The 24,663-nt window shown below is 32.8% G+C and carries 18 protein-coding genes and 3 pseudogenes; 15 read left to right on the forward strand and 6 right to left on the reverse strand.

Annotated elements, in window-relative coordinates:
* Positions 1–6: 6 nt before the first annotated feature.
* From CIW83_RS00935 to CIW83_RS00975, 9 genes and pseudogenes are all read left to right on the forward strand, one after another.
* Positions 7–1,382, forward strand: a pseudogene (locus CIW83_RS00935) (V-type ATP synthase subunit B).
* Between the two features lie 9 nt (positions 1,383–1,391).
* Positions 1,392–2,002 (forward strand): annotated as a pseudogene (locus tag CIW83_RS00940) (V-type ATP synthase subunit D).
* Positions 2,003–2,219: 217 nt separating this feature from the next.
* Positions 2,220–2,813 (forward strand): DUF6709 family protein, encoded by a 594-nt coding sequence (locus CIW83_RS00945; protein ID WP_094898802.1) that lies wholly within the window; start codon positions 2,220–2,222, stop codon positions 2,811–2,813.
* Entirely contained in the window at positions 2,804–3,304 is a 501-nt protein-coding gene (locus CIW83_RS00950) for a DUF6709 family protein (protein WP_094898803.1), read from the forward strand. The genes CIW83_RS00945 and CIW83_RS00950 overlap by 10 nt, the downstream gene beginning before the upstream one ends.
* Before the next feature lie 50 nt (positions 3,305–3,354).
* A complete protein-coding gene (locus tag CIW83_RS00955) occupies positions 3,355–3,990 on the forward strand; it encodes a hypothetical protein (protein ID WP_094898804.1) in 636 nt (211 codons plus the stop codon).
* Positions 3,991–4,357: 367 nt separating this feature from the next.
* Positions 4,358–5,299 carry a MoxR family ATPase gene (locus CIW83_RS00960; protein ID WP_094898805.1) on the forward strand — a complete coding sequence of 314 codons (942 nt, stop codon included), beginning with the start codon at positions 4,358–4,360 and terminating at the stop codon, positions 5,297–5,299.
* Between the two features lie 8 nt (positions 5,300–5,307).
* Positions 5,308–6,384, forward strand: a complete 1,077-nt coding sequence (locus CIW83_RS00965; RefSeq protein ID WP_158219977.1) for a DUF58 domain-containing protein — start codon at positions 5,308–5,310, stop codon at positions 6,382–6,384.
* Positions 6,385–7,590 carry a hypothetical protein gene (locus CIW83_RS00970; RefSeq protein ID WP_094898807.1) on the forward strand — a complete coding sequence of 402 codons (1,206 nt, stop codon included), beginning with the start codon at positions 6,385–6,387 and terminating at the stop codon, positions 7,588–7,590.
* Positions 7,591–7,840: 250 nt separating this feature from the next.
* Entirely contained in the window at positions 7,841–8,713 is an 873-nt protein-coding gene (locus CIW83_RS00975) for a hypothetical protein (protein WP_094898808.1), read from the forward strand.
* Positions 8,714–8,775: 62 nt separating this feature from the next.
* Here CIW83_RS00975 and CIW83_RS00980 read toward each other — a convergent pair whose 3' ends face one another.
* The 6 genes and pseudogenes from CIW83_RS00980 to CIW83_RS01000 all read right to left on the reverse strand — a co-directional run bounded on the left by CIW83_RS00980 (position 8,776) and on the right by CIW83_RS01000 (position 15,266).
* Entirely contained in the window at positions 8,776–10,230 is a 1,455-nt protein-coding gene (locus tag CIW83_RS00980; RefSeq protein ID WP_094898809.1) for a nicotinate phosphoribosyltransferase, read from the reverse strand.
* 655 nt (positions 10,231–10,885) lie between these two features.
* Positions 10,886–11,149, reverse strand: coding sequence for a hypothetical protein (locus tag CIW83_RS00985; RefSeq protein WP_094898810.1), 264 nt, complete (start codon positions 11,147–11,149; stop codon positions 10,886–10,888).
* Positions 11,150–11,159: 10 nt separating this feature from the next.
* A complete protein-coding gene (locus tag CIW83_RS22545) occupies positions 11,160–11,408 on the reverse strand; it encodes a nucleoside recognition domain-containing protein (protein WP_201259616.1) in 249 nt (82 codons plus the stop codon).
* Between the two features lie 2 nt (positions 11,409–11,410).
* Positions 11,411–13,134: pseudogene (feoB, locus tag CIW83_RS00990) on the reverse strand (ferrous iron transport protein B); the annotation flags it as partial.
* Positions 13,135–13,203: 69 nt separating this feature from the next.
* Positions 13,204–13,428, reverse strand: coding sequence for a ferrous iron transport protein A (locus CIW83_RS00995; protein WP_094898811.1), 225 nt, complete (start codon positions 13,426–13,428; stop codon positions 13,204–13,206).
* A gap of 125 nt (positions 13,429–13,553) precedes the next feature.
* On the reverse strand, positions 13,554–15,266 hold the full coding sequence (locus CIW83_RS01000) for a sigma-54-dependent Fis family transcriptional regulator (protein WP_094898812.1): 1,713 nt from the start codon (positions 15,264–15,266) through the stop codon (positions 13,554–13,556).
* A 217-nt stretch (positions 15,267–15,483) separates the two neighbouring features.
* On the opposite strand from CIW83_RS01000, the gene CIW83_RS01005 reads away from it, so the two are divergent.
* The 6 genes from CIW83_RS01005 (at position 15,484) to CIW83_RS01030 (ending at position 24,534) form a co-directional block, all read left to right on the forward strand.
* Complete coding sequence (locus CIW83_RS01005; protein WP_094898907.1) at positions 15,484–16,260, forward strand: SDR family NAD(P)-dependent oxidoreductase; 777 nt, start codon at positions 15,484–15,486, stop codon at positions 16,258–16,260.
* Positions 16,261–16,281: 21 nt separating this feature from the next.
* Positions 16,282–17,685, forward strand: coding sequence for an aminomethyl-transferring glycine dehydrogenase subunit GcvPA (gcvPA, locus tag CIW83_RS01010; RefSeq protein ID WP_094898813.1), 1,404 nt, complete (start codon positions 16,282–16,284; stop codon positions 17,683–17,685).
* A gap of 21 nt (positions 17,686–17,706) precedes the next feature.
* Positions 17,707–19,269, forward strand: a complete 1,563-nt coding sequence (gcvPB, locus tag CIW83_RS01015; RefSeq protein ID WP_094898814.1) for an aminomethyl-transferring glycine dehydrogenase subunit GcvPB — start codon at positions 17,707–17,709, stop codon at positions 19,267–19,269.
* A 15-nt stretch (positions 19,270–19,284) separates the two neighbouring features.
* Positions 19,285–20,403 carry an ATP-NAD kinase family protein gene (locus CIW83_RS01020; protein ID WP_094898815.1) on the forward strand — a complete coding sequence of 373 codons (1,119 nt, stop codon included), beginning with the start codon at positions 19,285–19,287 and terminating at the stop codon, positions 20,401–20,403.
* A gap of 87 nt (positions 20,404–20,490) precedes the next feature.
* Positions 20,491–21,948 (forward strand): Na+/H+ antiporter NhaC family protein, encoded by a 1,458-nt coding sequence (locus CIW83_RS01025; RefSeq protein WP_094898816.1) that lies wholly within the window; start codon positions 20,491–20,493, stop codon positions 21,946–21,948.
* Positions 21,949–22,161: 213 nt separating this feature from the next.
* A complete protein-coding gene (locus tag CIW83_RS01030) occupies positions 22,162–24,534 on the forward strand; it encodes a heavy metal translocating P-type ATPase (protein WP_094898817.1) in 2,373 nt (790 codons plus the stop codon).
* Positions 24,535–24,663 lie beyond the last annotated feature (129 nt).

Raw genomic sequence — 24,663 nt, forward strand, 5'->3', positions numbered from 1 at the left:
GATGAAGTGAAAAAGGAATATTTAGTATTAGATAAAGTTGAAGGAGCTCTTATAGAGCTATCGAAGGTTCATGCTGTTGGATATGGAGAAATAGTACAGGTAGAAAACAATTTAGGTGAAAAAAAGCTAGGCAGAGTTATTAAAATAGATGGAGATAAAGTAGTAGTGCAGGTCTTTGGTTCTACCTTAGGTCATTCAGTGGAGAATACTAAGGTAAGCTTTGAAGGAAGACCCTTTGAAATTCCATTATCTAAGGATATACTAGGAAGAACTTTTAATGGTGTAGGTATGCCCATAGATAATGGTGGAGATATATATGCTGATAAATTCTATAATGTAAATGGTAGACCCATAAACCCAGTGTCTAGAGAATATCCAAGGGACTATATTCAAACAGGAATATCATCCATAGATGGGCTTATAACCTTAATCAGAGGACAAAAGTTACCTATATTTTCAGGATCAGGTTTACCTCATAATGAACTAGCTGCTCAAATAGTTAGGCAGGCAAAGATTAAGGTGAAGGGAGAGGAAAGAGATAATTTCTCCATAGTCTTTGCAGCAATAGGTGTAAAACATGATGAGGCATTTTTCTTTAAAGAAGCCTTTAAAAAAGCAGGAGTTCAGAATAAGGTAGTTATGTATATTAACTATGCAGATGACCCTATAATGGAAAGAATAATAGCACCAAGAGCTGCCCTTACAGCAGCAGAATATCTGGCATTTGAAGAAAATCAACACGTATTAGTTATAATGACAGATATAACTAGTTACGGTGAAGCCTTAGAGAAGTTTCATCTTTGAGAGAAGAAGTACCTAGTAGAAGGGGATATCCAGGATACCTTTATTCTGACTTAGCATCTCTTTATGAAAGGGCAGGGATGTTAAAGGATAGGGATGGTTCTGTAACATTAATACCAATACTCACAATGCCAAATGATGATATAACTCACCCTATACCAGATTTAACTGGATATATAACAGAAGGACAGATTGTATTGTCAAGGGAATTACATCAAAAAAATATCTATCCTCCTATAAATGTGCTTCCTTCACTATCAAGACTTATGAAGGATGGTATAGGTGAAGGATATACAAGGGAAGATCATCCAGATGTATCTAATCAATTGTTCTCTGCCTACTCCAAGGTTCAAGAAGTTAGAGCATTGGCACAAATAGTTGGAGAAGACGATTTATCTGATAAGGATAAGAAATATATGAAATTTGGAGAAGCCTTTGAAGAAAATTTTGTTACTCAGAGCTATGTGGAAAACAGAGATATAGAGAATACATTGGAGCTATCTTGGAAAACTCTTTCTTTATTACCTCAAGAAGAATTAGATAGATTGAAACCAGCCTTAATAGAAAAGTATATGAAATAAGGTGATTAAATGGCAGTATATAAATTGACGCCTACAAAGGCAAACTTGATAAAATCCAAGAATTCCCTCCAGTTTGCAAAAAAAGGCTATGAGCTATTAGATAGAAAGAGAACAGTTCTCATAAGAGAAATGATGTCTCTAATAGATAAAGCAAGTGAATTGCAAGAAAGAATAGATACTGAATTTAAACAAGCCTATGAGCTTTAAAATTAGCCAATATAACAATGGGTACTGAATCTGTAGAGGAGATAGCAGGCTCCATTGAGAAAGAACAAGATTTCCATATATTATTTAAATCTGTAATGGGAGTAGAAGTTCCCATGATAAAGAGGGAAGATACTAAGCTTACAACGGAATATGGATTTTTCAGAACAAATCCAGCTTTTGACAAAGCAGTATTAAATTTTTCAGATATAAGAAAACTTATTTACGATTTAGCAGAAATAGAAAATTCAGTATATAAATTAGCAATGGAGATAAAAAAGACTCAAAAAAGAGCTAATGCTCTAGATAAAATCCAAATCCCTAAATATACTACAACTATTAAGTATATTGAAGAAGTATTGGAAGAAAAGGAAAGAGAAGACTTCTTTAGACTTAAGAGGGTTAAGGGGAAGTAGATAATATAAAAGTACCAGAAGGATGGAAAGTTCTTCTGGTATTTTTATTTTACATATTAAATTGCATTGACTTTTTTGGATTTTTGAATGTTTTTAAATACGCTTGATATTGTTAATTTTTATTCAATCCATCAAAACCAAGACCTAGGTAGTATATACAAAAATATAGATTTATATATAATGTTTATTATCTACAAATATGACTGGAGGTACTTTTATGGAAATTTATGAATCTCAAATGTTGTTATTATTAAAGAAGAAAGGAAAAAACATAGCTATACTTAGAACAGTTATTATTTTCGCTCTTATAATTACATATTTTGTTTACTCTGATTTTGCACCTATTAAATTAATTCAGGGACCTGCACCGTTGGAGGATATCAGTGTTGCCGATTATAATAATCAATATGTAGCAGCGGAGATGAATCTATCACTTGGTTCCTATATGGATACCTTCTCCACTGATGAAAAAACCAATACTTCAACCACCATAAGATCTGCCTATGTAATACCTACAAATGATGAGAAGCTAATGGGAGTTTCCATTGTCGAATCAGATATTGAATTGGCAAATAGGATAGTGGATGAAACCTATGATTGGTGGGAGAAAAAGATTGAATATCCTACTTCCTCCATTGAAGTCAAAGGAACACTTCAAAAGATGGATGACGAGGAATATCGTTATTTTGTTAGATCCATGGAATATCTTGGTTATACAACAGAAGAAATAAATGGATTTGCTATTCCCTATGTTTTAAAGCAAGGATATATTGGTAAATTAAATGAGAATGCTGTTGTTTTTTGGGAATAACATTCATTGGTTTAGTATTATTTGCTATTTATACATTAATAAAAGCTTTTAGTGGTTCTTATCAGAAAGATATATTAAAATACATTGACAATAATCCGTCAATAAGCTTTAAAGAACTTGAAGCTGATTTTTCTACAGCCATACCCGTAGGTAAAAAGATATGGGTAGGAAGTAGATGGACTTTTTATTTAGATGGTGCGGCAGCCCAATTAGTGGACAATAATGATATTATATGGGCCTATCGCAGTGAACACACAGTAATAGGGAAAGGGGTATTCAATAGAACTATAAGTATTAAATTATTTGATATCAATAAGAGATATACAAGTTTAAATGTTAAAAAAGATGCTGAAGCTGATCAGATACTGCAAATATACAATGATATTCATAATCATATGGTTATTGGATATAATCGTGAGCTTGAAAGGTGCTTTCAAAAAGACTTTGATGCATTTTTAGGTATGAAATATCGTGCAGCAGTTCAAGAGTAAGTCTTGATATAAGTGTACACAATAAATATTAGAAACAGGGGTGCTACTTTATGCAGTGTAAAAACGGAATAAAATATATACTAATTTTTCTTGTAATGATCTTAATAGTTTCAGGTTGTAGTAAGGAACTAGAGAAAGAATCGGAAGCAGTTGACCAAATAGATGTAATAATAGATTATGGTGACTTCCAATTAGTTGTAGGAGATACGCGATTAAAGGACATACAAGATGCAGGATATGTTGTTGCATTAGATAAACATTTAAAGGAAGGGATTGAAGGTGAGGTTATGCCTTCAAGAAGCTATTCTGTTGGTGGCTATATGGGACGAGATGATAAGTTATACTGCGAGTTCGAGTTCTTAAATCCTTTAATAGATCAAACCATGTATTTTGAAGAATGTCTGATTAATCAAGTCACAGTATCATTTATTTCTTTACCTTACCAGTACGAATATGACAACAGCAATACCTTAATTAATGGTGAGAACTATAATGGTCTAACTGTTTCTGAGGTTGATGAAAAGTTGCTGGATATTACAACTGACCATAATGAGTTTAAAAATCCTGATGGAAATGTTGGAATAAAAACTTATCTATTAGAAAACAACAAGCTTTCCTTTGATTTTGATTATGAAACTCACCAAGTGAATTCAGTAAGGATTGAGATAGCACATTATAATTATTAGTATTCCTTAGGATATGAATAAGCTATCTTAGCGACAATCTTTAGCAGAAATGCATCATTTAATGACTATTATCGTGCAGAACATTAGAATGTAGAAAGAAGACATAAAAGCTATAATTGAGCAAACTGCTGACTTAACTGAATTCAGACATTAGGTTAATGATAAAATAGATAAACTAACGAAAGAATTTTATACGATGGAAATAGTTACATCAAAGGATTGGAATGATATAGCAAAATTAAAAACAGCCAGATGATACTAAGGAACTCATAAGAGTTCTTTTTTCTTCCTTGTTTTATCTTTATAATATAAGGTATAATCTAAATATATAGTATAAAAACAATTTTCAGAAAAAGGGGGAAGGCTTATGGACTTACAAAGATTTACTGATTTTAAAGAGAAAATAGTAGATAATGTATCAAAAGTGATAATCGGCAAAGAAAAAGAGATAGAGCTGATTATAGTATCATTTCTTTCAGGGGGACATGTTCTTTTAGAGGATATACCAGGCATGGGAAAGACTATGATGATAAAGGCATTCTCAAAGACATTAGATTTACCCTTTAAAAGAATCCAATTTACACCAGATTTGCTGCCATCAGACATTACAGGAATTAATTTTTACAATCAAAAAACTGGAGATTTTGAGTTTAGAGAAGGACCTTTATTCTCCAATATAGTCCTTACAGATGAAATAAATAGAGCAACACCTAGGACTCAATCATCTCTTCTAGAAGCTATGGAGGAAAAGCAAATTACAGCTGATGGGGAGACTAGAAAGTTACATATGCCATTTATGGTGCTGGCTACTCAGAACCCTGTAGAATCCTTTGGAACATTTCCACTTCCTGAGGCACAACTAGATAGATTTTTTATGCGTATTAAATTAGGTTATCCTACAAAAGAAGAAGAAAAAATCATAATAAGGAAAAACATAGGGGATCCCCTGGATAATATAGAACCAATAATTAGTCATGAAGAATTAAAACACATATTATCAGAGATATCTAAAGTATCTATTCAAGATGAAGTTATGGATTATCTAGTAAACATAGTTAATGAAACTAGAAACAAGAAAGAAATTGAGCTAGGAGTAAGCCCAAGAGGCTCGATAGCCTTATTTAAAGCTTCGAGAGCTTATGCTGCTATCAATGGGAGAGACTATATAGTACCTGAAGACATAAAGACAATGGCTCCATATGTATTAAACCATAGGATAATTGCTCGTGGTGTAAATAGTATAGAAGATTCATTAGAACTAGTTAAGGGAATAGTTGAAACAGTGGAAGTTCCCTTAGAAAATATATAGGTATGGCCATGATTTGGTTTCTAATAGGTTTAATTGGTGTTACCTATTTAATTAATAAGGCAACCTTATACTATGGTTTTAGGAATTTAACGTATAAAATGGAAGTAGGGAAAAATACTTTTGAAATAGGAGAAGAAATTGAAATTGTTTCCATAATTGAAAATAAAAAACCTCTAACAATTTCCTTTCTTAGTGTAGAAGAAAAATTCCCAAAAGGTTTTAATATAGATGGAAATATATACACATTATTTATTATGCCTTATCAAAGGGTGAAAAGAACCTATAAGATATCTGGAGAAAAGAGAGGATTATATAGAATAAAGGATGTGAATTTAGAGTTAGGAGACTTTGTTGGATTTAATAAATCCTATGAGAATATAGAAATAAAAAGAGAGCTAATAATATTTCCTAAAAAAATAGATCTTAATGAAAGCATTTCTCCAATAGGATCTCTAAATGGCGACATTTCAGTAAAGAGATGGATAATAGATGATCCTCTTATGACCATTGGCATAAGAGAATATACTGGAAATGAACCACAAAAATTTATTCACTGGCCATCATCTGCAAAGTATAATAATCTGATGGTTAAGAATTTTGATTTTACTACGGATAACAGTGTTCTCATAGTTTTAAATATTGAGAGTGCGAAGCCCTATTGGCGTGGAATAGATGATGATAGAATAGAGAAAGCCATATCTATTACAAGGACAGTAATGGAAGAATTTGAAAAGTTAAGGATCCCTTATGGATTGGCATCTAATGCATGTAATGCTGGTTCTAACTATATAAAAGGTCATTTCTATCATCCAGGATTGGGTGCTAATCATCTTTATCATTTTCTTGAAATCCTAGGGAGTATGAGTTATACAGTATCATTTACTTTTGAGGAGACCTTAAAGAATATTAGCAGAAGACAAGGAAATTACACTACAGTTGCAGTTATTACACCAAAGATACTAGAATCCTATATAAAGCCTATAAATTTCTTAGGAAAAACTGTAAATAAAACAGTGGTCATATCTGTGGATGATAAGTATTTAGAAGATTTAGATAAGAATATAATTAGGTTTAGGGGTGATTAGATGACAGGAATAATTTTGCTTGAAATAATATCCGTAGTGTCGTTTATATACTCTTTGCTGACAATATTTTTCCCCTTTGCCTCTATTAGTGAAATATTTATAATCTTTATTTGGTCAATTACAGTATCTGCTATATTTGCCTATACTTATAGACGGTCAAAGACATATCAAATTATTGCTTTGCTTTTATTAGCACCGTTGATATTCTATAATAATATGGAGTCTATCTATTTTGTAGTTATAGCAGCTTTTCTTATTCATGCCTACATAACAAAATCATTTATGAAGGGCAGTTATAGTGAATATGTAGATAAATTAAAAAAGACTTATATAGTATATGGAGTAACGTGTATTTTGATATTAACGATAAATGAAGGATATTACAATTTTATTAATATTAGTATACCTTTTGCTATAATATATTTGATGACTACAATTATACTGGTAAGGTCAATTAGACATATATCAACTGGTATGGATATGCAAAAAATAAATCAAGTAAATTTAAGGTATATAGTGATGATATCTGTTACATCTTTCATAGTTACATTAGATAAGTTAAGGAACGCCATATTCCTTATAATTAAGGGAATATATTTATTTTTAATTGAGATAATAATGAAGATATTATATTATCCTATCACCATTATGATAACTATATTAAATAAAGTCATGGAATATATAAGAGGAAAAATGATGGAGGGTGGGAATGATGTATTAGAACAATTATTAGAAGAGTCTACTAATGAATCATCTCGGACTTTAAAAAAGAATGCAGTTAGATGGGGTAATACATTAGTTCAAAAAGTAATAGGCATCCTGCTGATTATAACTACAATCTATATAATTTATAAACTGATCATCAAAGTAGGAGAGAGAAGCTACAAAGGCCTAGAATATACAGAGGAAAGAGAATATATAAAAGAACCTAGGAAAAAGAAAAAAAGATTTTCTAGAGAAAAGTATCCAAGGGAATTAAATGAGCAAATAAGGTATTACTATAGAAGATATCTGGAAAAGCTAGATAAGAAGAAGATTCAAATATTAAAATCTGACACTTCTCTAGATATAAATGAAAAGGCTGAGGAGATATTTGAAGATAAAATTGAAGGAATTAGAAAGATATATATAGACAGTCGCTATGGTAATAAAGATGCAGATAAAAATATTGTAGAAGAAATGGAAAGCTTATATAAGAATCTATAACAAGGAATAAGTATCATTTGCGGTGGCCGTTTTAGCTAGCTTATATGTAAGAAAGCGAAAGTTGCACCAAAAATGATACTTTTTATTTCAAAGAATCTGCGATACTATAAAATGAATTAATAACTCTGATCCTGTATTTATTTAAGCCTGAGATAACTATAATTAGTTTCATTAAAGATGACATACTGTTGTCAAGTATTATAGATTATAATCATTATATACATGTTTTATATGTCAAGGAGGATTTATAATGAATGATGTTATTAGCTGGCTTCTCGAAGATGATACACCTGAAATAAAATATCGTACTATGGTTGAGTTATTGGATATGCCTAAGGATGATATATGTGTAAAAACAGCATATGATAAACTTATGAACTCCGATGCTGTTGCAAATATCATGATGAAGTTTGAGCTTGATAAAAAATGGGAGGACTATAATGCCTTTTCAGCACTTGCAGAATTTGGGTTAACAAGATATGATGTTAAAATTGATGAATACGTTGAGCGTATTATAGCTAATACAGGCTTTAAAATGCTATGCGGGGAAGGGTTTCTCCTTCGCAATCTAGTAGCCCTTGGCTATTATGATAATCCCATGGTTAAAGAGGAAATTCCAAAAGCATTTTCTGTGCAAAAATCTGATGGAGGTTTTGGATGTATAAGTAAAAGTAAAAAAATAAATGATCCTAAGCTACCTCATAAAAGCTGTATACGAATTACAGCGTCCTATCTTTTACTTGCAGCAGAGCTGAAAAAAATTGATGTTATTTTACCACAGAATAGTCAATTAGTTGATTATTTTATAGATCGTAATGTAGTATATCGTCATGATGATAATACAAGATTTGTTGTCAATGAAATGGCAGGAACTTTTTATCCCCTTGATCCTATAAAAATTGGATTACAAAGTAGTCTATATGCACTTGCAATTCTTGGAGCTGGAAATAGAGCAGGTTATATAAAGGCTAGAAAAATCTTAGAAAGTAAAAGGGATGATGAGGGCAGGTATCTTCTCGATAAATCATTATCAAAACCGTATTTCAAGATTGGGAAAATTGGCAGGCCTAATAAATGGATAACATTATATGCATTACTTGCTGATAAGCATAGTAAGGAATAAGATAAGAGGGAGATCCTATTGCGGCAAAATTTGCAGCAGAAGAGTCCCCTCTTAATGTTTCATTACCTATGTTTCTTTAGTAACTCATCTTTAATATCCCATAATGATTGAGATAAGTCTACAAAATATCTATGAGGTCTTTCAAATCTTTTAACTTCATCCCACATCAAATCTAATTGTTCTTTACAATATGTTCTTATATCATGAATATTTGGATTTTCATAAATGCAATGACCATTTTCAAATATCTGTACTAAGAGTTTCTTAACATAAAAATTCTCCAATGTTTTTCTCTTCCATGTATATAGAGGATGGAAGATTTCATAAGGTTTAGTCTCATCGATGATTTCATTGTGTAGAGTGATTACATCAGCGATAGCTTTATTTGTAGCCTTATCAAACAATCTGTAAACTTGTTTAAATCCTGGAGTAGTTATTTTACCTACATTTTCACTAACTTTTATCTTAGGTATAAGCTTCCCGTCTTTTTCTATTGTGGTTAGTTTATAGACACCACCAAAGACTGGCTGAGATTTTGCTGTTATAAGTCTTTCACCAACTCCAAAGGAATCAATTTTTGCACCTTGGATTAATAAATCTCTTATAACATACTCATCTAAAGAGCTGGATGCTACAATATTACAGTCGGAAAATCCTGCTTCATCAAGCATTTTACGAGCTTCTTTAGATAAATAAGCAATATCACCACTATCGATTCTGATGCCTTTTGGCCTAAATCCCAATGGCAAAATTTCTTCATTGAATACCTTTATTGCATTAGGGATACCTTCTTTTAAGGTGTTGTAAGTATCTACTAGAAGAGTACAGTTATTTGGATAAATCTTAGCATATGCCCTAAATGCATCTAATTCTGTAGGAAACATTTGTACCCAGCTATGAGCCATGGTTCCTAATGCAGGGATATCAAAATCCCTATCTACTATGGTATTAGCAGTTCCAATACAGCCCCCAATATATGCAGCCCTAGCACCTAAAATTGCCCCTTCATAACCTTGAGCACGTCTAGAACCAAATTCCATAACAGTTCTACCATCAGCAGCCCTAACTATTCTATTAGCCTTTGTAGCAATTAAACTTTGATGATTTATAGTTAGGAGAACCATAGTTTCTATTAGTTGAGCTTGCACTACTGGACCTCTGACAACTACTATGGGTTCTTGAGGAAATATAGGTGTTCCTTCAGGAATAGCCCATACATCGCATTCAAACTTAAAATTTTTTAAATAGCTTATAAAATTTTCGGAGAAGATTTTTTTAGATTCAAAATAAGCAATATCTTCTTCATCAAATTTAAGATTTCTTAGATACTCTATTAGTTGCTCAACGCCAGCCATAATAGCAAATCCACCATCATCTGGTATAGTTCTAAAGAACATATCAAAATATGCAATCTGATTCTCCATACCATTTTCTAGATATCCATTGGCCATAGTGAATTCATAGAAATCTGCCAACATAGTAAGATTTTTTCTCTCTTTCCAATCCAAACTTATCATTTGTAGTCTCCTTTTTGTATATATTACCCTAATTATAGTCCTATAACAGAAAAAATTCAATAAAGGAAATTAACAAAAAATAATAGATGGGTAATTTCTTTTGTTTTTAGAAACTACCCATCATTTAAAATAAAGCTTTTTGCAGCTACTCCAACCTAAACAATTTGGTTCAATTGCTAAATTCAATCTTTTGATACACTCCTTAACTTTGGACTAATGAGGGGTTAAAAAACTTACCACAACATTTACTATACTTCTACTACTAAAATCTTTATGAGATTTAAATGTTTTTCTTGTAGGAGCTTCTTTACGCTTCTACATTTCCAATCTTTGAAGGTTGGATAATATACAGAATATCTTTTCTGCATTTACTAAAGGATTACTTATTCGATTTTCCTCAAATTTTTACCATTGATACTATACTAATCAAATACTAAATCGTTACTGCTATTACTAACAAACTTCCAAATAGTTAGGTTGAAAGTAACTAAAGCTTTATTTATTTTAATTATATACCACTTCAACGCTTTAGTCAAGTGATTTGATAAAATATTTTAGTGATATATGTATTAATATTATACCCAGATATTTGATTTTAAACATAGAAGATAAAAAACTTCAATGAAATTTATATAATTTCATTGAAGTCAAATAGTTACATATTTCCTAATATTTTTTTCCCCTTATCTGTTATACTAATGGTCTTTATTGGGACTATATTACATAAAGATTTCATTGAACAACCGCTGCATTTTGTTTCGCAGGTAGGGGATCCCATATCTTCAATAATATATTTCATTCTAGATAATTCTTTCACTGTCTCCTCAACTAAAGCTTCTGGTATATTTAAATTTTTTGCAATTAGAGGAATAGAAAACACTTTAGAACTAGATATTTCCTTCAAAACATTTTTAAGCATAAAGCTCCTCCTAAAAACCTAATAACCTACCAACCTGATAAATAATAACAGCAGCTATCCAACCTATAACAAAAGGATAAATTGCCATAAATATAGCCCATTTGTTAGATTTAGTTTCCTGTTTTACAGTACCTATTACTGCTGCACAAGGAGTGTATAAAAGGGTCATAACCATAAATGAAATAGCAGTAAGAGGTGTAAATACATTTTGTAAAGCACCTACTAACTGAGAACCCTCAGATACACCAGCATAAACCATACCTAAGATGCTACTACAGCTTCCTTTGCTGCTATACCAGCAAATAAACTAACTGTAGCTTGCCAAGTGCCAAATCCTGCAGGTATAAATATTGGTGCTAAAATTGTACCTATTCTACCTAATATACTCTCTTGACTATAAGGCTCTACTCCAAAAGGTAAAACCGATAGAACCCAAAGAAGAGAAACTACTACAAATATGATAGTTCCAGCTCTATGCAAGAAATCCCATACTTTATCCCACATGTCTCTTACAACATATTTAAATATAGGTAATCTATAAGGAGGCAGTTCCATAATAAAGTGAGAAGATTCACCTTTAAATAATGTCTTTGAAAATAACTTACCTACTAATAACGCTACTACTATACCTAAAGCATAAAGAGCAAATAGTACAATTCCTCCATGTTCAGGAAAGAACGCAGCAATAAATACTAAATAAATAGGCAACCTTGCTCCGCAAGACATAAATGGGTTAATGAGTAGAGCAATCATCCTATCCTTCTTGTTATCCAAAGTTCTAGTAGACATGACTCCCGGAACATTACAACCAAAACCTACTATCATGGAAATAAAGGTTTTACCATGAAGTCCAAGTGACCTCATTAAGCCATCCATTACATAGGCAGCTCTTGCCATATAACCTGTATCCTCTAATATACCTATAAAGAAATATAATACGGTAATAAGAGGTATAAACTCAAAGACAGCACCTACTCCACCAAAGATACCTTCAGAAAAGAAGGATTGTAACCACTCGGGAGTGCCTATTATATCTAATAGGTTAACTACATATTCTCCAATGGTTTCTATAATAGTTGCTATATAGCCGCCAAAGATATCACCACCAATGACAAATGTCAACTGGAATATTACAAACATAATCAAAGCAAATATAGGAAGCCCTAAATATTTGTGGGTAATGATTTTATCTATTTTATCAGTTCTGGTCTCTATTATCTCAGAAGGTTTCTTTACAGATTTATTTACGATTTTACCAATAAAATCATATCTTTTATCTACAATTTCTAACTCATACTCTGTGGCCTTTTCTCCTAAAGAAATAAGTCTTTCTTTAATTGGATCTGGAGCCTTATTCTCTATAAGCCTGTAAATCTCTTGATCTCCTTCTAAAAGTTTTACAGCTATCCACTTAGTAGGATATTCTAAGCTTGAACTTTCAAGTATAGATCTTATGTCCTCAATTTCTTTATCAATATCCTCACCATAGCTAAATGTCAATCTAGAATCTTCATTTTCATTAATATATTGAATAGATTCTTCAATTAAGGTATCTAGACCTTTGTTCTTAGAGGCAACGGTGGGAATCACTGGAACTCCTAATTCTTGTGATAGTTTCTTCAAGTCTATTTCAATATTTTTCTGTTTAGCCTCGTCCATCATATTAAGAGCTATAACAACTTTAGCACCCATTTCAATCAATTGTGTTGTTAAATATAGATTTCTTTCGATATTAGTGGCATCAACTACATTGATTACAACATCTGGATTTCCCTTAAGTATATAATCACGAGCAACAACTTCATCTTCTGAATAAGCCCCAAGACTATAAGTGCCGGTAAATCAACAACATTATATTGATTGCCTTTATATTTAAATTTTCCTTCTTTCTTTTCAACAGTAACTCCAGGCCAGTTACCAACATGTTGATTGGAACCAGTTAGAGCATTAAAAAGTGTAGTTTTTCCACTATTTGGATTACCTACAAGAGCAATAGTATTCAAAAAAATTCCCCCTTTAAATAATGATAATCATTATCAATAAACGATAAAAAATTAACGCTCGACTATAACATGACAAGCTAATCCACGGCCTAGAGCCAATTTGTTACCAGATAAATTGATAATAAGAGGGCCAAAATCATTTTTAATAACCCTAACACATGCGTTTTTATGAAGACCAAGTTCATATAATCTTTTTTTGGCTTTGCAGCATCCTGAAATTTCTTTAACTCTTCCGCATTCATTAGGCTTTAAAGAAACTAAAGATAAAGTACCCATAAATATCATCCTTCCAATTATGTAAAATAAATTATAATGATAATCATTATCATTATCAACATCAACATTAATAGTATAATGTATTTTCTTGATAAATGCAATAACTTTATTATGGAATGTAAGTTTTAAAGCCCTAATTCTTTTAACTTTCTGTATAGAGTTCTAACACTAATGCCTAATTCATTTGATGCTTTTTCCTTTCCCTTTAAATTCCAGCCATACTTATCTAAAGTATTTGTAATTAAATTTGCTTCTTCTAGTGCTATTGATTCTTTTAAATTACTTTTTTTATTTGCTGACTTTATTACTTTATTGGGGAGATTACTGAGCTGAATGGTTTCTGTGTCCTCTATATTCATTGCATATTCTATGGCATTTTCCAGTTCTCTTATATTTCCAGGCCATGGATATAATCTCATAATATCTATAGCTTCTTTGGAAATATTATTGATATTTTTCATTAGCCTTCCATTATATTTATCTATAAAATGGTCTATAAGTATGTCTATGTCTGCTAATCGTTCCTTTAATGAAGGTAAATGAATTGGTATTACATTTAATCTATAGAATAAATCAGCTCTAAAGGTATTTTCATCCATCATAGATTCTAAATCTTGATTGGTAGCGGCTATTACTCTGATATCTACTGGAATGGGCATAATACTACCTAATCTTTGTATAGAATTTTCTTGAAGGACTCTAAGTAACTTTGCTTGCAAATGTAAAGGAAGTTCACCAATCTCATCTAAAAATATGGTTCCGCCATTGGCCATTTCAAATATACCTAATTTACCACCTTTCTTAGCACCAGTAAAAGCCCCCTCTTCATAACCAAAGAGTTCAGATTCAAAGAGGGATTCTGGTATATTGGCACAGTTTATTGGAACAAAGGGATGATTAGATCTATTGCTTGTATAGTGGATAGCTTTTGCTACCATTTCTTTTCCTGTGCCAGTGTCACCAGTTATTAAAACTGAAGAAGATGAATTGGCAATCTTCTTTATCTTTTCTTTTATATTTTTCATTTCAGAATCCTTAGAAAGGATAGAGTCAAGATAATTTTCATGCATAGATATCTTAGAATTATTTTTATCTCTTTCTAATTTTAAAATATAAGCTACTATTTCACCTTCAATCTTCAAAGGAGTTGAATGTAAAATTCCTTGAAAACCTTCCATAACACAATGTTTTTTTCCCTGTCTGGCTCCAGTAAATATCCAATTAGTAATATCTTTGGGAAACATAAGATCTATAGCTTGAGTATAAAGGTCGCAATAGGAAAATAAATCTTGAATGCCTTTATCCCAATAAATCAATAGGCCTCTGTTATCCACTATAAGATAGTTATATTCTATTTCTTTGACGATTTTATCAATTACCTTATGTAAAATTTGAGTATCTTTTTTTGAGCTTTCGTTAAAGGCAAACATTGATATTAAATTGGAGATATATTCTAATATATCCATATAATCACGAATGTTTTCTTCAATCATATTATGCCCTTCTTGAGAGAAGGAAGTGAGGCTTATTACTCCTATAGGCTCTCCATCTAACTTTATACAAGATAGAATTTCTATAGTTGAAGGACAATTATTGACAAATCTGCATCCTATACAGGACATCATTGATCCCGGTTTGTTGACGATTACATTACCTTGATTTAAAACCTCTTCTATTGAAGCAGAATGAACATTTCTGCCTTTTCTTTGTAAATAAACTTTTGTGCTGCTTACTAATTCAGCATTAGTATTAAATATAGCATATTCCATATTAGTCAAATTAGCCATTGTGGATACTATATTTCCTAAGTTAGGTTTTAAATTCTTTAAGTTAATCACATTAAACCACCTGCCATGTTTGGCAAACAAATTGCCGTATTTGTCAATCAAGACAGATTAATTATATCATATTACCTTGATAAAGTAATTATAAAATTATAAGAAGTCTGAAAAAATGAGAATTCAGTATAATATATTTCCTACTTCATATTTTGGCACAATTTATGCATTAAAAAATGTTAGAATGTATCCAAAATCAATTAGAAAGGGGATAATTATGAAAAATCCATTAAACTTAGAGGGCAAAGTAGCGATTGTTTCTGGTGGAGCTTCTGGTATTGGATTAGGGACGGGTAAATTATTAGCTGAATATGGAGCAAAAGTTGTATTACTTGATATTAATCAAGAAAAAGGAGATATGGCAGTTGAGGAAATTACTAATGAGGGCAATTTTGCTACTTTCAAGAAATGCGATGTGACTAATAATGAAGACTGCAAAAGCACTATTGAATTTGTAGAAAAAGAACTGGGTAGAATTGACATATTATTTAACAATGCAGGGGTCACAGTTAGAAAGACGGTTGTAGACTTAACAGAAAAAGAGTGGAATTTTGTCATTGATGTAGGTCTCAAAGGTACATACCTACTTTCTAAATACACTATACCTATTATGGCTAAAAATGGTGGAGGAAGTATAATCAATACTGGATCTGGATGGGGATTAAAGGGTGGAGACAAAGCAGCAGCATACTGTGCTGTAAAGGGTGGAATAGTGAACCTAACTCGTGCTATGGCAATTGATCATGGACCACAGAATATTAGAGTTAATTCTATAAATCCAGGAGATACTGACACAGCAATGCTAAGAGATGAGGGAAGACAACTTGGAGAAACAGAAATAGATGCTTTCCTTGTAGAGTCAGCTAAGGGAAGACCCTTAGAAAGGTTAGGAGAACCTCTGGACATTGCAAAGGCAGTACTATTCCTATGTAGTGACTTGTCAACTTGGATAACAGGAACTGCATTAGTTGTTGATGGCGGTGGAATTGCATAATAAAAGTTAGGAGGTAGAAGTATGACAATACGTGGATTTAAAAATCATCCATATATTCCAAACTCAGATTTGGAAGTTCAACAAGAAATGTTAGAAGAAATAGGGTTGAAATCTTTAGATGATTTACATGTTGAGATACCAGAAGAGTTAAAGCTAAAAAGACCTTTGAATTTGCCAAAACCTTTTGAATCGGAGTATGAATTAAAAAGAGCTATAGATAAGGTTTTAAAGAAAAATGTATCATCTAAGGAATATTTAAATTTTCTCGGAGCAGGATGCTGGCAACATTACGTACCAGCTGTATGTGATGAGGTAAATAGTAGGTCTGAGTTTTTAACTGCTTATGCTGGAGAACCCTACAACGATCATGGTAGATTTCAAGCATTATTTGAGTATGAATCTTTATTAGCTGAATTACTTGATATGGATGTGGTAAGTGTTCCCACATTTGACTGGCCGCAGGCAGCAGCCACATCTCTTAGAATGGCTTCAAGGATGACTAAAAGGTCTGAGGCCTTAGTAGTAGGAACTATAAGTGCTGATAGGTTAATGATAATAAAAAATTATTGTGATCCAGGAGTTAAAATTACTTTAATTGATTATGATAGAGAAACTGGAAAAATGGATTTATGGGATTTGAAAAGAAAAATCTCTGATAATACTGCAGCGGTATACTTTGAAAATCCATCATATTTAGGCTTCATTGAAGATCAAGGAGCTGAAATTTCTAAAATAGCTCATGAAGCTGGTGCAATATCAGTAGTTGGAGTTGATCCAAGTAGTTTAGGAGTCATAGCTCCACCATCATCCTATGGTGCGGATATTATATGCGGGGATCTTCAACCTTTAGGTATGCACATGAATTATGGCGGGGGACAATCAGGATTTATTTCTACTAGAGATGAAGAGGAATTTGTAATGGAATATCCATCTAGATTATTTGGTGTAGCCCCAACTGTGAAGGAAGGAGAATACGGATTTGGAGATATAGCCTATGATAGGACTTCATTTGGAAACCTCAGGGAGAAGGGTAAGGAATATGTAGGTACTCAAACAGCTTTACTTGGTATTACTGCTGGAGTTTACTTATCTTTAATGGGACCTAACGGAATGTTTGAGTTAGGACAAAATATTATACAAAAGTCTTTATATGCTATTGAAGAATTATCTAAGATTAAGGGCGTTAAAGGCTCGAGATTTAATAATATTGGATTTAAAGAATTCATAGTTGATTTTAATGATACTGGTAAAACAATAAAGGAAATAAATAAGGAATTACTAAATGAAAGTATATTTGGTGGGAAGGACTTATCTGAGGAGTTCCCTGAATTAGGTCAATCAGCTTTATACTGTGTTACCGAAGTTCATTTAAAAGAAGATATAGATACTTTAGTAAATGCTATTAGAAAAATCGTAGAAGGATAATCTATAGAAAGGATTGATTAAATGAAGCGAATAAATAGAAACTCTAAGGTTAGAGATTTTCACCAAGCAAGGTGGAATGAGCCCATAATATTTGAGCTAAGCCGTAGGGGTGAAAGGGGAGTCTTGGTTCCTAAGGCAGAAGAAGCTATAGTTAATCAAGTAGGAGATGGATTATCTAAATTACCCTTATCTATGAGAAGAAATGGTCTGCCTAATTTACCAGAAATAAACCAGAAAAGAGTTTTAATGCATTATTTAAGACTTTCTCAAGAAACTCTAGGTGGAGATATAAATGTGGAAATTGGTCAAGGAACTTGTACTGTAAAATATAATCCTAAGATCAATGATAAAATTGCCAATACTGAAAAGATGATAGATTTACATCCTCTACAGGATGAAAGTACAGTTCAAGGCATATTGGAAGTAATCTATAAAACAGATGTGATTATGAGAGAAATTTCAGGTATGGATTATTTCAGTTTCCAACCCGGTGGAGGTTCTCAGGCTACTATGACTATGGCTTCTATTGTTAGAATGTACCATAGACTAAGAGGCGAAGAACATAAAAGGGATGAGATAATAACCACAGTGTATTCCCATCCTTCCGATGCAGCAGCTCCAGCTTTAAAGGGATATAAGATAATCACAATTATGGCTGATGAGAACGGACATCCTGATTATGAAGCTTTTAAGGCGGCAGTTAGTGAGAGGACAGCTGCATTTGTTGTAGCTAATCCTGAAGATACTGGAATATTCAATCCAAGGGTAAAGGAATTCACAGATTTGGTAACTAAGGCTGGGGGATTAAATTGTTATGATCAAGCCAATGCTAATGGACTTTTTGGTATAGCTAGAGCAAGGGAAGCAGGATTTCACATGTGCTATTTTAATCTCCATAAATCCTTCGGAACACCTCATGGATGTGGAGGACCAGGTTCTGGAGCAATAGGGGTAATAAAAGAGCTAAGGGACCATCTGCCAAAGCCATTAATAGATTATGATGGAGAGAAATACTTTTTAGACTATAATTTAAAAAATAGCATTGGAAAAGTAAAAGCCTTCTATGGTACACCACAGGTTGTTCTTAAGGCATATGCTTGGATAATGAGTTTAGGAGCTGAAGGGCTTTATGAGGTTGCTAAAATAGCATCACTTAACAATGCTTATTTAATTAAAAAATTACTAAAACACAAAGGGATAACACTTCCTTATAGACTAGATACACAAAGAATAGAACAGACTAGATATACTATAGAGACGATAACCGAAGATACAGGAATTACTTCTGGAGATGTAGCTCGTAGAGTAATGGATTTTGGGATGCATATCTGGTCAAGTCATCACCCATATTACATTCCTGAACCACTTACATTGGAACCAACAGAATCGCCTTCTAAGGAAGATTTAGATGAGTATGCATCGACATTACACCATATATTCAATGAAGCTTATGAGAATCCAGAAACAATCCATGATGCTCCACATAATAGCACTATTCATCAAGTAGATGAATCTAGCTTAGATGACCCAGAAAAATGGTGCCCAACTTGGAGAGTTTATCTTAGAAAGGCAAAAGCAAACTAAATTGGATGTGATAGTATGAAAACCATTGGTCTAATTATAAATCCAGTAGCTGGAATGGGTGGTAGAGTTGGACTAAAAGGGACGGATGGTAGAGAGATTTTAGATATGGCAATAGAGCTAGGGGCTGTGAAAGAAGCCCCTAGTAAGGCGGTTAAGGCTTTAGAAAAATTAGTGCCTATTAAAGAAGAATTATTAATCTTAACTTCTTCTTTTGATATGGGTGAGAACCAGTGTAAAGCCTTAGATTTTAATTACGAGATAGTTCATAAAACCAATAGTATAACTGATTTTTCAGATACCTTAAAGTCGGCTAAAATAATGGAAGAAAGGGGTGTTGAACTGATTATCTTTGTAGGTGGGGATGGTACTGCTAGGAATGTTTACGAGGCTGTAGAGGATAGAGTAACTGCATTAGGTATCCCAGCAGGAGTAAAGATTTACTCGCCTGTCTATGGGAATACACCAGAATTAGCAGGGAAATTAGCTTTGATGTATTTGAGTAATGGCAGCTTTCATACAAAAGAGGAAGAAGTTATTGATATAGACGAAGAATTATTTAGAAATAATCAAGTAAAAACACAACTCTTTGGATATTTGAAGGTGCCTTATAAAAAAGAATTATTGCAGAATAAAAAAGCGCCAACTCCTTTAGAGGAAGAAGTAAGTCAAAGGGTAATAGCATTAGATATTATAGATAATATGAAAAAGGAGATATATTATTTAATAGGTCCAGGTACAACTACTAGAACTATTATGGATGAATTAAATTTACCTAATACTTTATTGGGAGTAGATATAATTAAGGATAAGACCATAATTAAACTAGATTGCAATGAAAGAGACATTTTAGATATCTTGGATGATAAAAAAGGAAAGCTAATCATCACTCCAACAGGTGGTCAAGGATACCTTTTGGGAAGAGGAAATCAACAGATAAGTTATAGGGTACTAGAAAAGCTTGGAAAAGATAATATTTTAATAATATCTCCTAATTCTAAAATAGTAGATTTAAAAGGGAGGCCTCTTTTAATATATACAGGGGATGAAGTTACTGATAAGAATTTGGCAGGATATTATAGAATTAAAGTTGGATACGGAATGGACATCATATATAAGGTTTCAGGAGGATACTAATGAAACCTTATTTTACAGCTAGAAATTTCAGAAGATTTGGAAAATTGGTCGTATATTAACAAGCTTAAATTATAAGGAGGTTATATAATGGCAATTGTTAAATTAACACCTATATTTTTACTAGCTGGTTTAATGATATCGGGTATGGACTTGGTGATAGCAGCTCCATTAGCTACAATTTATGCTGGATTAATGGCTGGTTTTACTGAAAAACATAGATATGATGAAATAATGGAAAATGGTTTCAAGGCTGTAAAGGAAATGATTCTTGTATTCTTTATTCTAATGTTTGCATATGCAGTAGCAGAAACCTTTATGGCCACGGGAGTTGGAGCTTCTATTATAATAATTTCCCTGAAACTAGGAGTTACTGCCAAGACAGTTGCTGTAGTTGGATTTGCAGTTACATCACTATTGTCCATAGCTACGGGAACCTCTTGGGGGACCTTTGCATCTTGTGCTCCTGTATTTTTATGGCTTAATCATATAGTAGGAGGCAATATTTTACTTACAACGGCTGCCATAGCTGGAGGGTCATGTTTTGGAGATAATATTGGATTAATTTCAGATACTACAGTTGTTAGTTCAGGCTTGCAAAAAGTTACTGTAACGGATAGAGTCAGGCATCAAGGGGTTTGGTCAGGTTTGGTGCTATTGGTATCTGGAATAATAATATATTTAGTTAGTCTTTCAATGGGTTTACCTAATACAGTAGGTAGTGCAGCTGAAGCTATTAATTCCATACCAGCTGATGTATTTGAAAGACTGGCAGAAGTTAGACCTGCTGCAGTTACATTGTTAGAACAGGTAAAATCAGGAGTTCCTTATTACATGGTTATACCGATGTTTCTTGTAATAGCTATAGCATTTAAGGGTGTCCCTACAATGATCTGTCTAGGTATTGGAATTATCTCTGCACTGATTTTTGGATTAGCTGCCGGTACTGTACAATCTCTGAATAGTTTTTTAGAATTAGTTCAAGCTGGATTTGAATCTGCAGGTAGCTGGTCTGTAGTTATGATGCTTTGGATAGGTGCTTTTGGTGGTATTATGAGTAGTATTAAAGCATTTGAACCAATATCTAAATTTGTACTTAAGATTTCTAAATCAGTTAAACAGCTAATGTTCTATAATGGTGTTCTTTGTCTAATTGGTAATGCTGCCTTAGCTGATGAAATGGCTCAAATAGTAACAATAGGACCAATAATAAAGGAAATGACCGATGAAAATGTGGAAGCATCTGAGGAAGATATGTATAAACTTAGATTAAGAAATTCAGCATTTTCAGATGCAATGGGAGTATTTGGATCTCAGCTTATTCCTTGGCATTGCTATATGGGATTTTATGTAGCGATATGTATGGCAGTTTATCCTCTACACGAGTTTAATGCATTAGACATTATTAAATATAATTATATGGCAATAGTAGCTGTGGCTTCAATGTTAATTCTTACATTGACAGGTTTTGATAGATTTATTCCACTATTCAAGTTGCCATCGGAACCACAAGTTAGCTTAAAGAAAGAGAAACAAGCAATATATTAGAAAAATGAAATAGTTTATCTATTGGGTATATTCAATGGCTGGCTTATGCTTGTATTGGTTATACTTAGAAGACCTCTGAAAATTATAATTTCAGAGGTCTATATCTATTTATCAATGACATTTTAAAATTTTATTGACAAAATAGATATAGAGGCATATAATATAAGTATACGCCCCCCAGGGGAGGGGGTAAAGAGGTTAAGGAGTGATATAATGACAGCCAAAAAAATAAGTATAGATGTAGTAGGTATGACCTGTGCGGCTTGTTCTACTAGGGTAGAGAAGGCCCTATCAAAACGAGAGGGAGTAATTTCTGCCACAGTAAATCTACTGGCTAATAAAGCGGCTATTGAATTTGATACAGATAAGGTCAAGCCAGAGGATTTAATTAAAACTATAGAAAAAACAGGGTATGAAGTTCCCTTAGTTAAAAAAACTTTAATTGTAGAAGGTATGACTTGTGCAGCTTGTTCCACTAGGGTAGAAAAGGTATTAAATAAGCTAGAGGGAGTAGTTAAAGCTACTGTAAATTTATCTACTAATAAAGCCACAATAGAATATCCATCTGGTGTAATAGATGAAGATATTTTAATTAAAGCTGTAGAAAAAGCAGGATATAAGGCGGAGCTAGAGGTAGAAGGAGACTTAGATAGGGAAAAGGAGATGAGAGAAAAGGAAATCAAATCTCTTAAGACTTCCTTCATCTTTTCGGCAGCACTTAGCCTACCTTTATTTTCAGCCATGTTCTTTCATATGGCCGGAATCCATACTATTTTAACTGATGGATGGTTCCAATTAATTCTTGCAACCCCTGTGCAATTTCTCATAGGTTATAGGTTTTATAAAGGAGCGTATAATTCTTTAAGAGGTGGAGGAGCCAATATGGATGTTTTAGTATCCATGGGAACCTCGGCAGCCTATTTTTATAGTATATATAATCTTATAATAGGAGTTAATGAATATTATTTTGAAGCTTCCGCAGTTATTATAACATTAATACTATTAGGTAAAACTTTTGAAGCGGTTGCAAAGGGAAAAACCTCAGAGGCAATAAAAAAATTAATGGGCCTGCAGCCTAAGACAGCAAGAATTATAAAAGATGGAGTAGAAATGGATATACCTATAGAAAAGGTAGAGATTGGAGACATTATAGTAGTTAGACCAGGAGAAAGAGTTCCAGTAGATGGAATTATTGTTGAAGGAAATTCAGCCGTAGACGAATCCATGATTACAGGGGAAAGTATTCCAATAGATAAAGCTATAGACGATGAAGTAATAGGAGCTACTATAAATAAATTTGGTACATTTAAGTTTAGAGCAACCAAGATAGGTAAGGATACGTTGTTGTCTCAAATAATTAAACTTGTTGAAGATGCTCAAGGTTCAAAGGCTCCGGTTCAAAGACTGGCAGATAAAATATCAGGTATATTTGTTCCAATAGTTGTAGTCATTGCTTTGGCAACGTTCTTAGGATTCTATCTTATAGGAGGAAATTTTAATATAGGACTTATAAACGCAGTTGCAGTTTTAGTTATAGCTTGCCCATGTGCTTTAGGTTTAGCTACACCTACGGCTATTATGGTAGGAACAGGTAAGGGTGCTGAAAATGGGATACTGATTAAATCAGGAGAGCATCTAGAGAGAGCTCATAAAATGGATACAATAGTATTTGATAAAACGGGTACAATAACTAAAGGCGAGCCAGAGGTAACAGATATCATTTCTTTTAATGATGTAGATAGAGATGAGATTCTCAGGATAGCCGCATCAGTAGAAAAAACTTCAGAACATCCTCTAGGGCAATCCATAGTAAAAAAGGGTGAAGAAGAGTTATTGAGATTATCAGAGCCTGAAAAATTTATGGCAGTTCCAGGTAAGGGACTTAGAGCTACCTTTGAAGGAAAAGAAGTTCTTGTTGGTAATAGAAGGCTAATGGTTGATAATAATATTTCTATAACAAACGGAGAAGATACTCTATTAAAATTAGAAGAAGAAGGAAAAACTGCAATGTTATTATCTTTGGACAATAAATTATCTGGTATAATAGCAGTAGCAGACCAAATCAAGGAGACATCAAAGAAAGCTATAGAAGAGTTAAAATCTATGGGCTTAGATGTATATATGATAACAGGAGATAATGAGAGAACAGCACAAGCTATAGCTAAGGAAGTAGGTATAACAAATGTATTGGCAGAAGTATTGCCAGAAAACAAAGCAGAGGTAGTAGAAGAAATTAAATCAAAAGGTAAACATGTAGGAATGGTTGGAGATGGAATCAATGATGCTCCGGCTTTAGCAGCAGCAGATGTAGGATTTGCAATAGGGACAGGAACAGATGTGGCTATGGAAGCAGCAGATATTACTTTGATGAGAGGAGATTTATCTGGAGTAGTCACAGCTATAAGACTTAGCCATAAAACTATGAGGACCATAAGGCAAAATTTATTTTGGGCATTTTTCTATAATAGTTTAGGGATACCTTTTGCAGCATTAGGATTTCTAGATCCAATGATAGCAGGTGCAGCTATGGCATTTAGTTCAGTTTCTGTAGTTACAAACTCACTAAGACTTAAGAAGTTTAAATAACAATTATTAGAGAACAAAGAACAATTAAAAGACAATAAGAAAGATTTCTAATTTTTAACTGTTGATTGATTAGGCATTGTTAATCGTTAATTGTTAATTGAAAATTGATTAAAATGGGAGGAAAGAAAG

Origin of the sequence: Tissierella sp. P1, assembly GCF_002266425.1 — a bacterium.
GTDB lineage: Bacteria > Bacillota > Clostridia > Tissierellales > Tissierellaceae > Tissierella > Tissierella carlieri.

Excerpts from the sequence above, each read along its gene's own strand:
- CIW83_RS01025 (WP_094898816.1), top strand. The coding sequence starts at position 20,491 with ATGGCAATTGTTAAATTAACACCTATATTTTTACTAGCTGGTTTAATG.
- CIW83_RS00955 (WP_094898804.1), top strand. The coding sequence starts at position 3,355 with ATGCAGTGTAAAAACGGAATAAAATATATACTAATTTTTCTTGTAATG.
- CIW83_RS00995 (WP_094898811.1), bottom strand. The coding sequence starts at position 13,428 with ATGGGTACTTTATCTTTAGTTTCTTTAAAGCCTAATGAATGCGGAAGA.
- CIW83_RS22545 (WP_201259616.1), bottom strand. The coding sequence starts at position 11,408 with ATGGTTTATGCTGGTGTATCTGAGGGTTCTCAGTTAGTAGGTGCTTTA.
- CIW83_RS01005 (WP_094898907.1), top strand. The coding sequence starts at position 15,484 with ATGAAAAATCCATTAAACTTAGAGGGCAAAGTAGCGATTGTTTCTGGT.
- CIW83_RS00970 (WP_094898807.1), top strand. The coding sequence starts at position 6,385 with ATGACAGGAATAATTTTGCTTGAAATAATATCCGTAGTGTCGTTTATA.
- CIW83_RS00965 (WP_158219977.1), top strand. The coding sequence starts at position 5,308 with ATGATTTGGTTTCTAATAGGTTTAATTGGTGTTACCTATTTAATTAAT.
- gcvPA (WP_094898813.1), top strand. The coding sequence starts at position 16,282 with ATGACAATACGTGGATTTAAAAATCATCCATATATTCCAAACTCAGAT.
- CIW83_RS00945 (WP_094898802.1), top strand. The coding sequence starts at position 2,220 with ATGGAAATTTATGAATCTCAAATGTTGTTATTATTAAAGAAGAAAGGA.
- CIW83_RS01020 (WP_094898815.1), top strand. The coding sequence starts at position 19,285 with ATGAAAACCATTGGTCTAATTATAAATCCAGTAGCTGGAATGGGTGGT.
- CIW83_RS00980 (WP_094898809.1), bottom strand. The coding sequence starts at position 10,230 with ATGATAAGTTTGGATTGGAAAGAGAGAAAAAATCTTACTATGTTGGCA.
- gcvPB (WP_094898814.1), top strand. The coding sequence starts at position 17,707 with ATGAAGCGAATAAATAGAAACTCTAAGGTTAGAGATTTTCACCAAGCA.
- CIW83_RS00975 (WP_094898808.1), top strand. The coding sequence starts at position 7,841 with ATGAATGATGTTATTAGCTGGCTTCTCGAAGATGATACACCTGAAATA.
- CIW83_RS01030 (WP_094898817.1), top strand. The coding sequence starts at position 22,162 with ATGACAGCCAAAAAAATAAGTATAGATGTAGTAGGTATGACCTGTGCG.
- CIW83_RS00985 (WP_094898810.1), bottom strand. The coding sequence starts at position 11,149 with ATGCTTAAAAATGTTTTGAAGGAAATATCTAGTTCTAAAGTGTTTTCT.
- CIW83_RS00960 (WP_094898805.1), top strand. The coding sequence starts at position 4,358 with ATGGACTTACAAAGATTTACTGATTTTAAAGAGAAAATAGTAGATAAT.